This is a genomic window from Arthrobacter sp. PTI12 (genome assembly GCF_056679915.1).
This window is the reverse complement of record NZ_CM155256.1, coordinates 159,171-173,688: the sequence shown is the minus strand read 5'-3', so window position 1 is coordinate 173,688 and position 14,518 is coordinate 159,171. Positions and strand designations below refer to the sequence as shown.

Here is a 14,518-nt window from a genome sequence, read left to right as displayed (position 1 = left end):
TAGGAGCAGGCTATGACCACGGGATCGGCGCACGCGCCAACACACACCCGCACTACCGCCGAACCCGGCACCCGTCCGGCGGGCAACCGCCGGACGGGTGGGCAGCCCCGACGCAAAGGCAACAGGGAGAACGTCGCGGGGTACCTTTTCCTCTCCCCATGGTTGCTTGGGCTTTTCGCGCTTACTCTGGGCCCGATGCTGTACTCGCTGTACCTCGCATTCACGGACTACAACCTCTTCACAGCCCCCGAGTGGACCGGCCTGGGCAACTTCGAACGGATGGCCGGCGACACCGTCTTCTGGGGCTCGGTCCAGATCACCATGATCTACGTCCTTGTCGGCACACCCATCAAGCTGGCCGCCGCACTCGGTGTGGCTATGCTGCTGAACTACAAGACCAAGGGCACCGCGTTCTTCCGCTCGGCGTTCTATGCACCGAGCCTCATTGGCGCATCGGTCAGCATCGCCATCGTGTGGCGGGCAATGTTCTCCGCGGACGGCCCGGTGGACAGCGGCCTGAGCCTCTTCGGCATCAACCTCGGCGGCTGGGTGGGTGTCCCGGCCCTGATCATGCCGATGATGATCCTCCTCGCGGTCTGGCAGTTCGGAGCCCCGATGGTCATCTTCCTGGCGGGCCTGAAGCAGATACCCACCGAGCTGTATGAAGCGGCGTCAGTGGACGGCGCGAAGGCATGGCGCAAGTTCCTCAGCGTCACCCTACCGATGCTCTCTCCGGTGATCTTCTTCAACCTGCTGCTCGAAATGATCGGCGCATTCCAGATCTTCGCGTCCGCCTACATCATCGGTTCAGGAACCGGCGGACCTGCCGGCGCCACCAACTTCTATACCGTTTACCTCTACACCCGCGCCTTCACGAACAATCAGATGGGCTATGCCTCGGCAATGGCGTGGGTGCTCCTGATCGCCGTAGGCATCCTCGCGTTTATCCTTTTCCGCACCTCCAAGAGCTGGGTGCACTACGGAGGTGACACAAAGTGACCACGATCGAAACCAATCCGACCGCACTTCCACCGGTCGAGGCAAACCGGAAGCGACGCCAGCCCCGGCGGAAGACCGCAGCAACGGTGGCCTGGATCATCGGCATCGTGCTGCTGACCGCCGTCGTGCTCTATCCGCTCCTGTGGATGATCTCGGCTTCGTTCAAACCGAGCGCCGAGTTCGGTGCGAACAACAGCTTCCTGCCCCAGAACCCTACCTTCGATAACTTCTTCAAGGTCATGGAGGGCGTTGCCGGTATTCCCACCTGGAAGTTCTTCTGGAACTCCACCATCCTCGGCATCGGCGCGGTGATCGGCACCGTCATCTCCTCATCCATGGCCGCCTACGCGTTCGCCCGCCTGGACTTCAAGGGCCGCCCGCTGTTCTTCACCATGATGATCGGCACCCTCCTGCTCCCGTTCCACGTGCTGATCATTCCCCAGTACATGATCTTCCGTAACCTCGGGATGATTGACACGTTCTTCCCCCTCCTGGTCGGCAAGTTCCTGGCCACTGAAGCGTTCTTCGTGTTCCTTATGGTCCAGTTCATCCGTAACCTGCCCAAGGAACTCGACGAGGCAGCGCGCATTGACGGCTGCGGCCACTGGCGCATCTTCTGGTCCATCACCATTCCGCTGATCAAGCCGGCGCTGATCACCTCCTCGATCTTCGCGTTCATCTGGAGCTGGAATGATTTCCTCGGCCCGCTGCTGTACCTGAATTCGCCGGACAACTACCCGCTGCCGCTGGCACTGCGGGTGTTCAATGACCAAACCAGTGGTTCCGACTACGGCGCCACGGTGGCGATCGCGGTGCTGGCACTGCTGCCGGTCATGCTGTTCTTCGTGATCTTCCAGCGGTTCCTCGTTGACGGCGTTGCCACCCAGGGCCTGAAGGGATGACACCCCGCAGCGTCCGCAAACGGCGTGAACGACCCCAACCAGACGGCACCCAGCTCAAGTGGCCGGGTGCCGAGGGGAAGTTTGCACTGTTCGCGGAAGTGCTGTGGATAGGTATCCTCACGGTCGCCGGCGGCCTGCTGCTGGTCACGCTGCCGGCGGCGATCGCAGCCTCCAGCCGGCACCTCCACCGCTATCTGCTGGCCGAGCGTTCCACGCTCGGCCAGTGGTGGTCGGACTTCCTGTCCGCACTCCGCACCGGCTGGGTGGTGGGATTGACGACGACGGCGCTCGCCCTGGTCCTGCTCTTCAACCTCCTGCTCGCCGGCACCCAGGTGCTGCCCGGCTGGCAGGCGGTATTCGTCGTCGGGCTCGTGGCACTGGCCGCGTTCGCGCTGACGCTGCTGCAGTCGGCGGTCCGCTGGACGCCCGAGAAGGGCTGGCGGCAGGCAGTGCGGGATGGGGTGCAGGCTTTCGGCTCGGACCCGGGCGCGATTGTCCCGCTGCTTGTCGCACTGGCGCTGACCGTCATCGTGACCTGGCAGTTGCCGCCGCTGATTGTGCCCGGGATGGGCTGCCTTGTTTTTGCTGTGCTCGTTGTGAAGGAACGCGAGCGCAAGCGCTAGATCCTCAACACTCCCGAAAGGAACACCGTGCACTACGGCGGCGATTACAACCCCGAGCAGTGGCCTGAGTCAGTCTGGCCGGAAGATGTCGAGCGGATGCGTGAGGCCGGGGTCACCATGGTGAGCCTCGGGATCTTCGCGTGGTCGCGGATTCAGCCTGCGGAGGACGTCTACGACTTCGAGTGGCTTGACCGGGTTATCAATCTGCTGCATGAGGGTGGGATTGCCGTTGACCTTGCTACTGCGACGGCGTCGCCCCCACCGTGGATGACCGTTGCCTATCCGGACATCCTTGCCGCAGACGAGAACGGCGCACCGTACTGGCACGGAAGCCGGCAGCACTACGCGCCGTCGTCGCCGTCGTACCGTCGTCTTGCCTCGGCCCTGGTGCAGCGCCTCGCCGAGCGGTACGTGGACCACCCGGCGGTGGTGCTGTGGCACGTCAACAACGAGTACGGCTGCCACCTCAACCTGGACTACTCCGACTCCGCGCGCGATGCCTTCCGCGTCTGGCTCGAGCGGAAGTACGGCACGCTCGACGAGTTGAACGCTGCCTGGGGCACCTGGTTCTGGGCGCAGCACTACGAGACCTTCGACCACATCTTCCCGCCGCGCAAAGCCCCCTACAGCCACAACCCCGGTCAGTTGCTCGATTTCCGCCGGTTCACCTCGGACATGCTGCTCGAGTGCTACACGATGGAGCGGGACATCATCCGCGCCGCCGGAGCAACGCAACCCGTCACCACGAACTTCATGGGTGCCTTCAAGCCCGCCAACTACTGGGAGTGGGCGTCGGAGATGGACGTCATCTCCGACGACTGCTATCCGGACCCGAACGAGCCCGAGAGCTTCCGTGCAGGTGCCTTTCAACGGGACCTGATCCGCTCCTTCAAACCGGACACCCCATGGCTGCTCATGGAGCAGTCCACGAATGCGCTGAACTGGCGGCCCACCAACGCACCCAAGGCGCCCGGGCAGATGCAGGCGTTGTCCATGCAGAGCGTCGGCCGCGGCGCGGACGGCATCCTGTTCTTCCAGTGGCGGCAGTCCCGTGCGGGCGCCGAGAAGTTCCACTCAGCGATGCTGCCGCACGCCGGCACGTCCACCCGTACCTGGCGCGAGGTCGTCCAGCTGGGCGAGGAGCTTGCGTCCCTGCCCGCGCTACCCGCCGGCTCGAAGGATGCCCGCGTGGCCATCGTCTTCGACTGGGAGAACTGGTGGGCCATCGAGAACCCGGACCACCCGGTTGTCCTCGATTACGTGGAGTGCGTTCAGCGCTGGTACAACGCCATCCATCGTCAACACGTGCAGATCGACTTCGTGCAGCCGACGTCGGAGCTTGGGCAGTACGCCGTCGTCGTTGCACCCCAGCTGTACCTGCTGAGAACCGACGGCGCCGCGAATCTCACGAGCTTCGTTGAGGGCGGCGGGCACCTGCTGGTCACCGCGTTCAGCGACGTCGTCGACGAGCACGACCGTTTCCGCGAGGGCGGGTTCCTCACCCAATTGGGCCCGTTGCTCGGTGTCACGCTGGAGGAATTCGGGGCCCTGGTGCCCCCTTCCGCCGCCGGACCGGGTCAGCGCACTGCCCCCATCGCCTTCGGCTCCGAAGCCTTCGACGGCCTGTACCTCGCGGAGGAGATTGCCGCCGTCGACGCGGAGGTGCTCGCATCTTTCAGCGGCGGGCGTACCGAGGGCCTGCCGGCCTTCACTGGTCGCAAGACCGGCGCCGGCAGCGCCTACTACCTCGCAACAGTGCCCGACGACGACGGCGCCCGCCTGGTGAGTGCGCACGTGTTCGCAGGTGCCGGCGTCGTTCCTGTGCTTGGAGGGCTGCCGGAGCTGGTGGAAGCAGCGCAGCGCGGTGACGTGGTGACACTGATTAACCACGGTACTGACGCCGTCGCAATCGAGGTGTCCGGTGTGGACCTGCTCACGGGGGAGGCCGTGGACAAGGTGCATCTGGAGTCGTTCGGGTACGCGCTGGTGCGCCGGGGGTAGGTCATCCGCCCGCGGGCCTGGTCGCTTTCCCGTCCAACCACAGCTCAGCCGATTCGTCCCGATGCGTGCCGTCGGAACCGACGTGCTTTTCGCTGATCTGCGGACCTTTCTTGATGACGTGGACCAGCGCCATGGCATGCCCGCGGCCCAGGCCGTAGTCCGCCTTCAGCCAGTCCACTATTTCCCCCGCTTTGACGGCAGGGCTATCAAAACCGCGCTCCTTCGCCTGCTCAACCAGCTCACGTGGAGTTCTGCCGGTCTTGTCTTCAATAGCGTCGAGGTAAGCCTGGAACGACATGCGGTTTCCTTACTGGCTTTTGTAGGCCGGGTTGTCGGGACTGAACTTCCTGAGCCTAAGGCAAGGTCCCTTGCGCTGTGGCGGGCTAGCCGCGATGCGGGAGCACTACCCGGGAGCACCTAACCTAGTGAGGACGCACACGAAGGAGTGGACTTAAACCATGACGACCGCCAGTACCCAGGACCAGCCGACCGGCGATACCCCGATGCTTCCCGACGAGGGCCACGTTTCGGCAGCTGTGGCCGACGCGGTGGCGGAGCGGGCCGGTCACCTGTTTGGGCTCATGGGCAATGGCAACGCACATCTGATCAGTCGGCTCACGAGGCGCGGCTTCCCGTTCACCTCCGCCCGGCATGAATCCGCAACCGTTGCCATGGCTGACGCGTATCACCGGGCAACGGGTGGGGTGGCTGCGGCAACCACCACGTACGGCGCCGGCTTCACGAATGCCTATACGACCCTGGCCGAGGCACGTATCGCCCGCATCCCGCTCGTTTTGGTGGTCGGGGACGCACCGGCGGCCGGCCAGCGTAACTTCGACATCGACCAGACGATGGCTGCAGAAGCGGTCGGGGTCACCACCCTCGTTGCCCGACCAAGCAACGCTACCGAGACCACGCACCGCGCCTTCGACCTCGCGCTACAGACGGTGCAGCCCGTCATCGTCGCCATCCCGTATGACCTCGCGACGGCACCGCTCACCGAACCCGAACCGCTTGAGCCGCTGCCCGGCAAGGCAGTGTGGCCGCCGGAAGAGTCGGACCTTGACCGGGTGGCCGAACTGCTTGCCTCGGCGAAGCGTCCGATGGTGGTCGCCGGCCGCGGGGTGGTCCTCGCGGACGCCGCGGCGCCGCTCAAGGAGGTCGGTGACCGGCTCGGCGCCCTCTTCATGACCTCGGTCATGGCGATCAACGCCTTCGACAGCGAGTGGGACCTCGGCGTCGCCGGAGGCTTCACCCGCCGCCACCGCCTCGAAGTGGCGCGCAGGGCGGACGTCGTGCTGGTGGTCGGGGCCAGCATGAACATTTTCCAGACCCGGTATGGAACCCTGTTTCCGGAGGGAACCCGGATCATCCGCGTGGACAACGAGCCCGACGAAAATCACCCCATCGTTGTCGATTACATCCGCTCCCATATCCGCCCGTTCGTTGAGGGCCTCCTGGAACGGGTTGCACCGCCCGCAAGCACCTGGCGCCAGGAGATTCCCGAGGTCGCCGAGGCGGAGTTCCGGTCCTCCCATCCCATCGAGGATCCCGTCGAGTTCGGTCCCGATGGGCGGCTCAACCCCCGGGCGGTCGTCGCCGCGCTCGAGGACATCCTCCCGGCCGAGCGCTCAGTCGTCATGGACGGCGGGCACTTCATCGGCTGGGCGCCCATGTATCTGTCTGTGCCCGATCCCCACGCCATGATCCTGGTGGGCACCGCCTTCCAGTCCATCGGCATGGGGTTCGGCTCTGCCGCGGGTGTGTCGGTGGCGCGCCCGGAGCGCACCACCGTCCTGGTCAGCGGCGACGGCGGCGGCCTCATGGGCCTGGCCGACTTCGAGACCTTCCTCCGTGCCACCCGTCGGGGCGTACTGATTGTGCTCAACGACTCCGCGTACGGCGCCGAACTCCACCAGTACGCTGCCAAGGGCCTGCACAACCAGGCGATGCTCATCGACGAAGTGGATTTCGCCGCCGTCGGGCGCGCGCTCGGTGCCAAGGGCTCCAAGGCGCGCACCCTCGCCGACCTCGCCGAACTGAAGACCTGGCTGGCAACCAACGACGACGGTGTGTTCGTCCTCGACGTCGCCATCTCCCAGGAGGTGGTTGCCGAATTCATGGCGGAGTCGGTGGCGATCAAGAAGTAAGCCGCGTCCGGCTACTGCCCTGCGCAGTCGCGTAAGGCGGAAGCTTCATAGTCAGGCACCGGCCGGGCTTGTGCCTCCTCCAGTGTTTCCGCTATGCCGTTCTCCTCGATATCCTCGATCAGCCAGTCCATCTCGCTAATTTCCCGCCGCTGGGCCTCGCTGATCTCGACGGCGAGCTGGCACACCCGCACGTCGGCCAGTTCGGCGCGTTCGGACCGGGTGATGGCCAGCGAGTGGTGCGGGATCATCGCGCTCATGAAGTCCTGATCATCCACGGTGGTCTGGCTGCGGTCGAGGAAAGCGCCGCCGCCCAGCAGCAGGAGGCTGACCACCACCACGGCCACGTTCGCCTTTGTGTTCTTGTACATGTTCAACATCCAGCCGAGCATGATCAACCCCATCGTGCCGCCCATGGCGAGTGTCATGAACACCCGGCTCTCGCTGAAGCGGATATGGCTCCATTCCCAGGAGCCGATGAACATGACAAAGTACATCACCACCATGGCGGTCAGGATCATAGCGCCGAACCGCAGGTACATGTTTCGCATCTGGTGGGATTTCCGCTCGTCCTGCCTCTGTTCGTTGGACTGCTTCTTCTCCGTGCTCGACATTGGACTCCTCCTTCAGCATCGCATCGGAGCCGGCGCCGCCGGGTAGGGCCGCGCTTACCGGCTGTAATTCAACAGTAGGCTGATGAATCGATGCTCGCACCTGCGTGCCCGCCGCCTGAGGCGATCAACGCACGACGACGGCGCTCACCTCTCCCTGTGCCACGGTCACCTGATACGTGGTCGACGAACCGTCGGGGGAGGGCACCTCAACCCTGGAGCGATGCCCCTCCTCGACTGCGAAGGCGCTGAACTCGACGTTGGCTGCCCAGTCGTAGTCCGGCCGGTTGGAAACGCTTCCCAGGGGCAGGATGGTTCCTGGCCGAACGAACACGGGAGCTTCCATCACCGAGAAGGAGCGGCTGTGCCAGCGGGGGCCCTCAAGGGTGTCACCGGACTCGAGATGGGTCCACGTTCCTTCTGGGAGGTAGAACGAGTGCTCGCCGCCGGCCTCCAGCACCGGCGCAACCAGCAGGCTACTGCCGAGCATGTACTGCCGGTCGAGGTGGGCACACCCCTGGTCCGCAGGGAACTCCAGGAACATGGGCCGCATCACCGGGGTTCCGGAGGAATACGCTTCCTCGGCTGCGCCTGCCAGATACGGCATCAGATGCATCTTCAGTTCGGTGAAGTGCCGCAGCACATCCACCGACTCCTCATCCACGAGCCACGGCACCCGGTAGGAGTTGGATCCGTGCAGGCGGGAGTGTGATGAGAGCAGCCCGAACGCGATCCACCGCTTGAACATCTCCGGCTCCGGCGTGCCCTCGAACCCGCCGATGTCATGGCTCCAGAACGCGAAGCCCGAGGACGCCAGAGACAGTCCTCCGCGCAGGGATTCGGACATTGCGGCGAAAGTGGATTCGCAGTCCCCGCCCCAGTGCACGGGCAGCTTCTGACCGCCGGTGGTCGCGGACCTGGCAAACAGGACCGCTTCACCGACCCCCAGCTCCTTCTCGAGCAGCTGGAACACCGCTTCGTTGTACAACTGGGTGTAGTAGTTATGCATCCGCTGCGGGTTCGAGCCGTCATGCCACACCACATCGGTGGGGATGCGTTCGCCGAAGTCGGTCTTGAAGGAGTCCACTCCCTGCCCCAGCAGGGTGCGCAGCTTGTCCTGGTACCAGAGGACGGCGTCGGGATTGGTGAAGTCAACCAGCGCCATCCCGGCCTGCCAGAGATCCCACTGCCACACGGAACCGTCAGCCCGCTGCACCAGGTAGCCGAGCTCGCGGCCCTCCCGGAATAGGTGGGAGCGCTGTGCAATATAGGGGTTGATCCACACGCACACCTTGAGCCCGCGCTCGTGCAGGCGCCGCAGCATGCCCTCGGGGTCCGGAAACGTTGCGGGGTCCCAGACGAAGTCGCTCCAATGGAAAGCCCGCATCCAGTGGCAATCGAAGTGGAACACCGAGAGCGGCAGGTTCCGCTCGGCCATGCCGTCGATGAAGGACATGACGGTGTCCTCGTCATAATCCGTGGTGAAGGACGTGGACAGCCACAGACCGTAGGACCACGCAGGAATCCGCGAGGGCCTGCCGGTCAACTCCGTGTACCGGCGCAGGATCTCCTTCGGTGACGGCCCGTAGATCACGAAGTACTGGAGCTTCTGGCCCTCCACGCTGAACTGCGCACGGGAGACCACCTCCGAGCCGATCTCGAATGAAACCCGCTCAGGATGATTCACGAACACCCCGTACCCGGAGTTGGTCAGGAAGAACGGCACGTTCTTGTAGGCGAGGTCACTGGAGGTTCCGCCGTCCTCGTTCCAGACGTCCACCGACTGGCCGTTCTTGACGAACGCGCCGAAGCGCTCGCCGAGCCCGTACACATTGGTGCCCACGCCCAGGGTGAGCTGTTCATGCACAAAGGCGCGACCGGCGTCGTCGGTGATGAAACCGACGCTCCGCGGCACAGAACTGGTGAGCAGCTTTCCGTCGCCGGTGAAGTCAACCGTCCAGTCACCGCTCAGGCTGACGGACGCGGTGAGCGCACCGGAGGTCAGGGTTGCGTGCGTTTCGTTGACCGCGACGTTGACCGCGGGATGCGCGTCCTGCAGTTCAAACCGTGGATTGGGATCGAGTGCGCCCTGGAAATGCTCGATCGTCACGCCGATCACGCCTTCAAGCGGCGAGGAAAAGGAAACCGTCAGCTGAGGGCAGTTCAGCGCATCGCCGCGGGCATTGATCCGCTGCGTCGGCGCATAGATTTCCAGGCCGGAATCGGTGGCAACGACGTCGGAAATGTCCCGTGGATGCAGGGCGGTGAGGCCCTTGCGGTACATCCAGTAACCGTCAGTGAATTTCATGCTGTTCCTTCAGATGGTGCGTTCAAAGTTGGAGGATTGGTGTCGAAGCGCTTCTCTTTCGCGGACGGGTGAATCGTTACGAATGCGAATCGAAGCGTGTCGAAGCTAGGATGGAAGCCGTGGCCACCATGAATGATGTCGCCCGGGAGGCCGGGGTATCGCTGAGCACTGTTTCCTACGTACTGAGCGGAAAGCGAACCATCTCCGAAGAGACCCGGCTGGCTGTTCAGAGTGCAATCCGGAAGCTCGACTACAGCCCTCATTCCGGTGCCCGGGCGCTCGCCTCCAACCGCTCCAACGTGCTGGGCCTGATGGCGCCGCTTCGCGCGGACGTGAACGTCAGCGTGATCATGCAGTTCGTGGCGGCCGTGGTCACCACGGCGCGCACCTACAACCAGGACGTCCTTCTCCTGACCCAGGACGACGCCGGCGGACTGGAACGCGTCACGTCGCAGTCCATGGTGGACGGGCTCCTCATGATGGACATCGAAGCCCTCGATCCGCGCATCCCCCTGCTCGCCAAACTGCGCAAGCCGGCAGTTCTGATCGGCCTCCCGGATGATCCGCAGGGGCTCAGCTGCGTTGACTTCGACTTCGCGGGCGCCTCCCGGACTGCTGTGCGGCACCTGGTGGACCTGAATCACCGCAGTATCGGTTTCATCGGATCCCCGCAGGCCTCCCTTGAGCGCCACGCGACCTACGCCGACCGCGCCCGCAAGGGCTTCACCGAGGCCTGCGATGCCGCCGGTGTCAGCTCTACGCTGCGTGCCTGCGAGCCTTCCATGCCAGCCCTCACCGAGGCGCTCACTGCAGTGCTCGACGACGACGGCGCCGCCACCGCAGTCACTGCCCTTGTGGTGCATAACGAGGGACTGCTTCCGCTGCTGCATGAGGCCCTGGCCGGGCGCGGCTTGCGCATTCCCGAGGACATTTCGGTAGTGGTGATTGCCCCGGAGGACGTGGCGCTCGCCGCAACGAAGCCGTGGACCGCCGTCTCCATTCCTGCGCACGACATCGGCCGCGCCGCCGTCGAAATGGTCATGGATCGGCTCAACTCGGACAAGCCGGTTGAGGTGCGGCTGATTGTCCCCACGCTGGTTCAGCGGGAGACCACCAGCGCGCGCTGACCAGTTTGCCGGCGTCATCCTTTCACCGCGCCGATCATGACGCCCTTGGTGAAGTGCTTCTGCACAAACGGGTAGACCATGAGGATCGGCACCATGGCGATCACGATGACCGCCATCTGCAGGGCGAGCGATGGCGCCACGCCCTGGCCGACGTCGATCTGCCCCGGCACGGACACACCTTGCAGCACGTAGGAGCGCAGGACCACCTGTAGTGGGTTCTTGGAGCTGTCATTGATGTAGAGCACCGCGTTGAAGAAGGCGTTCCAGTAGCCGACGCCGTAGAACAGCGCGATCACGGCAGTCACCGCCTTGGACATGGGCAGCACGATCTGGGCGAGGATGCGCCACTCGCTGGCCCCGTCGATGCGCGCGCTGTCGAGGATGCCGCGGTCAATCCCCATGAAGAATCCGCGCAGGATGATGATGTTGAAGACGGACACCGCACTCGGCAGGATCAGTGCCCAGTAGGAGTTGATGAGGCCGAGGCCGGAAACCAGCAGGTAGGACGGGATCATTCCGGCGCTGAAGAACATCGTGATCAGCAGGGTGAACAGGATCGGCGTATGAGCAAAGGAGCCCGGCCGTGAGAGACCGTAGGCGCACAGGATCGACACCACCATGCTGAGCAGGGTTCCGGTGACGGTGATGCCGACACTCACCAGCACGGCGCGGGTCACCACGCCGCCGTTCAGGATCTGGCGGTACGCGTCGAGTGAGAATTCACCCGGGATGAGGACGAGGCCGCCCGCCTGGGTGATGGTGCCCTGCGAGGAGATGCTCGTGAGCAGGATGGTGTAGAGCGGGCCGAGGACTGCGAGCACCACGAGGGTCAGGATCACTACCTTTCCCGCCTTGGTCGCAATTCCCGGTTCTTCTTCCCACGCGGGCCGCGAAGGACCGCTACGGCGGGGCCGGGCTGGCTTGATGATCGTTGTCATGACTTGGAATACACCCCGTTTTCACCGAAGAGATGGGCCACCTTGTTGGCGGCGAGAATGAGCCCGAGTGAGATGACGCCCTTGATTAGCCCGGCGGCAGCTGCGTAGCTCCAGTCACCGTTCTGGATGCCGGTGTAGTAGACGAAGGTGTCCAGCACCTCCGCAGCCTCGGCGCCAACGGCGTCGCGCTGCAGGATCATCTGCTCGAACCCGACTGTCAGTGCATCGCCGAGGCGCAAGATGAGCAGCAGGACGATGACGGATCGCAGTCCCGGAAGCGTCACGTGCCACATGCGGCGCCAGCGGTTGGCGCCGTCTACAGCCGCGGCCTCGTACTGCTCGGGGTCGATGGCGGCCAGGGCGGCCAGGAAGACGATGATGCCCCACCCCGCGTCTTTCCAGACCGCCTGGGACGTGATGAGGAACAGGAATGTATCCGGGTTGGTCATGATGTCCATGCCGCTCCAGCCGTTGGCCCGGAGCATCTGACTCAGGAGCCCCGCGCCGCCCAGCAACTGCTGGAAGACGGACACCACGAGCACCCATGAGAAGAAGTGCGGGAGGTAGACGATCGCCTGAATGGTGGCACGCATGGCCGGCCGAAGCAGGGAGTTGAGCAGCAGTGCCAGCGCAATCGGGACGGGAAAGAAGAACACGAGCTGGAAGCCCGTGATGACCAGCGTGTTGCGGACTGCGTTCCAGAAGTTCGGATCGCCGAACACCCGCGCGAAGTTCTCCAGGCCCACCCAGGGGCTGGCCGGGATGCCGATGAACGGCGAGTAGCTCTGGAACGCAACCACATTGCTGAGCAAGGGCACGTAGGCAAACACAACCAGAAGGACGACGACGGGAAGCGCCATCAGCACCAGCGAGCGGTCGCGCCGGAACCGGGCTTTCAGACCCTGCTTGCGCCGGACGGGCGGCGGGGCAGGCGGGCTTGCGACGTCGTCGTGCTTGTCTGCAGCCAGCTGGGCGCGGCGGATGGATTCTGTGGTGGTCATGGCCGTGTTTACGCGGTCAGGAAGCCGGCGTAGAACTCGCGGAGCTTTTCGCCGCCATTCTGCTTCCAGGTGGCAATCTCCGAATCGAGGTCCTTCAGGCTCTTGCGGCCGCGGGCGATGTCCTTGGCGAGGTCGTCGAACGGTGCGCCGAGGGATCCGTACTGCGGCGGCTCCTGGATCTGCATGCCGAAGAAGACGTCTTCCTGGACGAAGGGGGCCTGGCGGGCTTCCCACTCGGTCTTGGCCTCGACGAAGCCGGGATACTGGACCTGCGAGTTGACGGTGGGCGGGCTGACGAGGAACTGGTACGTGCTCGTGACTTCCGCGCGTCCGAGGTCAGTCATCTGCGGGATGTTCCGGGCGTCGCGCTTGAAGTGCTTGCCCTCGACGCCGCTCGTGATGAGGAGGTTCTCTTCCGTTCCGAAGGGCGCGGCCATGAAGTTCGCAAGTGCCAGGAGTTCTTCAATCCTGGCGGTGTCCTCGGTCTTTTTGATGAAACTGAAGATTCCGGCCGGTTGGCCGCTGAATAGGGTGGGATCACCGCCGTCGGGCGCAAAGAAGTCCATCGGCTGCATATTGAAGTCCGGGTTGGTGGGCAGTACGCGGCCGAGTGCCTCGTGCCAGCCGCCGACGCCGTCGACCGTCATCAGCGTGGCACCGGACTCGAAGCGCGGCTTTGCCTGCTGGGCGTTGCCCGCAACAGCGTCCGGGTGGACAGCGCCGGACTTGAAGAGCTTGATGATCCACTCGAGGGCGGCCCGGTATTCCTCGGTCTCGAACTTGTTCACCAGCGTGCCGTCCACGAGCTTCCACTTTGGGACGACCCCGTGCATGATCTGCGCGCCGTTCCAGACGTCCTCGGAACCCCAGCGGTTCTTCGACGGGTCAGTGATTTCCTTGGCGATGGTGATGTATTCATCTGCGGTCTTCGGCTGTTCGAGTCCCATCTCCTCGAACAGGTCCGTGCGGTAGAAGAACGCGTCATTGACCAGCGGCGTGGGCATGGGCAGCCCGTAGAGTCCGCCCTCGAAGCAGCTGTACTTCCACGCGGCCGTCGGAATGTTGGCCAGGTTGGGGTACTTCTCCACCTTGTCGCCCGCGAGGTAGGGGGAGAGGTCCGTGAACAGACCCTTGGCTGCCTGTCCAAACCGCGGCGGGATGTTCCAGGAGGGGATGACCACCCAGTCGGGAACGTCGCGCGGGGAGGCGAGGACGGTCTGGATTTTATCGCCGTAGGTATTGCCGTCATTGGCCTGGAACTCGACGGTGGCGCCAAGGCGCTCATTCACCGCCTGGTAGTACGCGTTGTCCGGCAGGCCGCGGGGAATGGCCCACCACGCGGGCGACATGGCCGTGTAGGGTGCCGCCGCTTCCGGGAGGCTTCGGGACGGACTTCACCAGTTCGGTGGGGATGGTAGTGAATCCCTGCGTGGACCCTTTGACACCCGGGATGTCCGGCTGGACCAGGTTCATCGGAATGTACTTGGGCACCAGCTTGGCGACGGCTTCCGCCAACCCGCCCGCGGTCGTTGCCTGCGGAGCTGAAGCACCGGTGCTGCATGCGGTCAACAGTGCCGGGGAGGCGGCGAAGAAGGCAGCTCCGCCCAGCAGGCCGAGGAAAGACCGGCGACCGAGGGGCTTGCGGGTGATTGTGCCGTTCGCGGCGTCCGAGATGTTTGGCATGGTGCACTCCTTCGTGTCCAGGCGCGCCGATAGGGGCGCTTGCATGGTTGCAATCAGAATTGGCGGCGCGTCGTCCGGGTCGATTAGTCGAAGCGCTTCGATTGATCCAACCGTAGGGCATCTTTTGTCTCGAGACAAGAGGAAATTGTGTTGCGTATCACAGCGCGTAATGTCAGCA

13 protein-coding genes are annotated in these 14,518 nt (G+C 64.3%); 6 read left to right on the top strand and 7 right to left on the bottom strand.

The features are described from left to right. Window positions 1–12 precede the first annotated feature (12 nt). The 4 genes from AC1MBU_RS00830 to AC1MBU_RS00815 are packed head-to-tail and all read left to right on the top strand — an operon-like array spanning window position 13 to window position 4,525. Complete coding sequence (locus tag AC1MBU_RS00830) at window positions 13–999, top strand: carbohydrate ABC transporter permease (protein ID WP_056545161.1); 987 nt, start codon at window positions 13–15, stop codon at window positions 997–999. Then, window positions 996–1,901: a carbohydrate ABC transporter permease gene (locus tag AC1MBU_RS00825; protein ID WP_056545159.1), complete on the top strand. Its 906-nt coding sequence runs from the start codon at window positions 996–998 to the stop codon at window positions 1,899–1,901. Before AC1MBU_RS00830 ends, AC1MBU_RS00825 begins: the two co-directional genes overlap by 4 nt. Next, complete coding sequence (locus AC1MBU_RS00820) at window positions 1,898–2,524, top strand: hypothetical protein (protein WP_479788176.1); 627 nt, start codon at window positions 1,898–1,900, stop codon at window positions 2,522–2,524. The genes AC1MBU_RS00825 and AC1MBU_RS00820 overlap by 4 nt, the downstream gene beginning before the upstream one ends. Before the next feature lie 27 nt (window positions 2,525–2,551). After that, a complete protein-coding gene (locus AC1MBU_RS00815; protein ID WP_479788175.1) occupies window positions 2,552–4,525 on the top strand; it encodes a beta-galactosidase in 1,974 nt (657 codons plus the stop codon). A gap of 1 nt (window position 4,526) precedes the next feature. On the opposite strand, the gene AC1MBU_RS00810 is transcribed toward AC1MBU_RS00815, so the two are convergent. Then, window positions 4,527–4,823 carry a DUF4287 domain-containing protein gene (locus AC1MBU_RS00810; RefSeq protein WP_479788173.1) on the bottom strand — a complete coding sequence of 99 codons (297 nt, stop codon included), beginning with the start codon at window positions 4,821–4,823 and terminating at the stop codon, window positions 4,527–4,529. 160 nt (window positions 4,824–4,983) lie between these two features. On the opposite strand from AC1MBU_RS00810, the gene AC1MBU_RS00805 reads away from it, so the two are divergent. Next, complete coding sequence (locus AC1MBU_RS00805) at window positions 4,984–6,675, top strand: thiamine pyrophosphate-binding protein (RefSeq protein WP_479788172.1); 1,692 nt, start codon at window positions 4,984–4,986, stop codon at window positions 6,673–6,675. Window positions 6,676–6,686: 11 nt separating this feature from the next. Here the strand turns inward: AC1MBU_RS00805 and AC1MBU_RS00800 are convergent, their stop codons facing one another. Both AC1MBU_RS00800 and yicI read right to left on the bottom strand, forming a co-directional pair. Next, on the bottom strand, window positions 6,687–7,286 hold the full coding sequence (locus AC1MBU_RS00800) for a DUF305 domain-containing protein (RefSeq protein WP_479788171.1): 600 nt from the start codon (window positions 7,284–7,286) through the stop codon (window positions 6,687–6,689). Between the two features lie 124 nt (window positions 7,287–7,410). Beyond that, the gene (gene yicI / locus AC1MBU_RS00795) at window positions 7,411–9,591 is read right to left on the bottom strand and encodes an alpha-xylosidase (protein ID WP_479788170.1); all 2,181 of its coding nucleotides are present in this window, start codon (window positions 9,589–9,591) and stop codon (window positions 7,411–7,413) included. 110 nt (window positions 9,592–9,701) lie between these two features. Between yicI and AC1MBU_RS00790 the strand changes: the two genes are divergently transcribed. Beyond that, window positions 9,702–10,718: a LacI family DNA-binding transcriptional regulator gene (locus AC1MBU_RS00790; RefSeq protein WP_479788169.1), complete on the top strand. Its 1,017-nt coding sequence runs from the start codon at window positions 9,702–9,704 to the stop codon at window positions 10,716–10,718. 14 nt (window positions 10,719–10,732) lie between these two features. Here AC1MBU_RS00790 and AC1MBU_RS00785 read toward each other — a convergent pair whose 3' ends face one another. The 4 genes from AC1MBU_RS00785 to AC1MBU_RS00770 are packed head-to-tail and all read right to left on the bottom strand — an operon-like array spanning window position 10,733 to window position 14,340. Next, complete coding sequence (locus AC1MBU_RS00785) at window positions 10,733–11,656, bottom strand: carbohydrate ABC transporter permease (RefSeq protein ID WP_056545144.1); 924 nt, start codon at window positions 11,654–11,656, stop codon at window positions 10,733–10,735. Continuing rightward, complete coding sequence (locus AC1MBU_RS00780) at window positions 11,653–12,657, bottom strand: ABC transporter permease (protein WP_479788167.1); 1,005 nt, start codon at window positions 12,655–12,657, stop codon at window positions 11,653–11,655. The genes AC1MBU_RS00785 and AC1MBU_RS00780 overlap by 4 nt, the downstream gene beginning before the upstream one ends. 8 nt (window positions 12,658–12,665) lie before the next feature. Next, a complete protein-coding gene (locus tag AC1MBU_RS00775) occupies window positions 12,666–14,006 on the bottom strand; it encodes an extracellular solute-binding protein (protein WP_479788165.1) in 1,341 nt (446 codons plus the stop codon). Then, window positions 13,939–14,340, bottom strand: coding sequence for a hypothetical protein (locus AC1MBU_RS00770; protein WP_479788164.1), 402 nt, complete (start codon window positions 14,338–14,340; stop codon window positions 13,939–13,941). The genes AC1MBU_RS00775 and AC1MBU_RS00770 overlap by 68 nt, the downstream gene beginning before the upstream one ends. Between the last annotated feature and the right edge of the window lie 178 nt (window positions 14,341–14,518).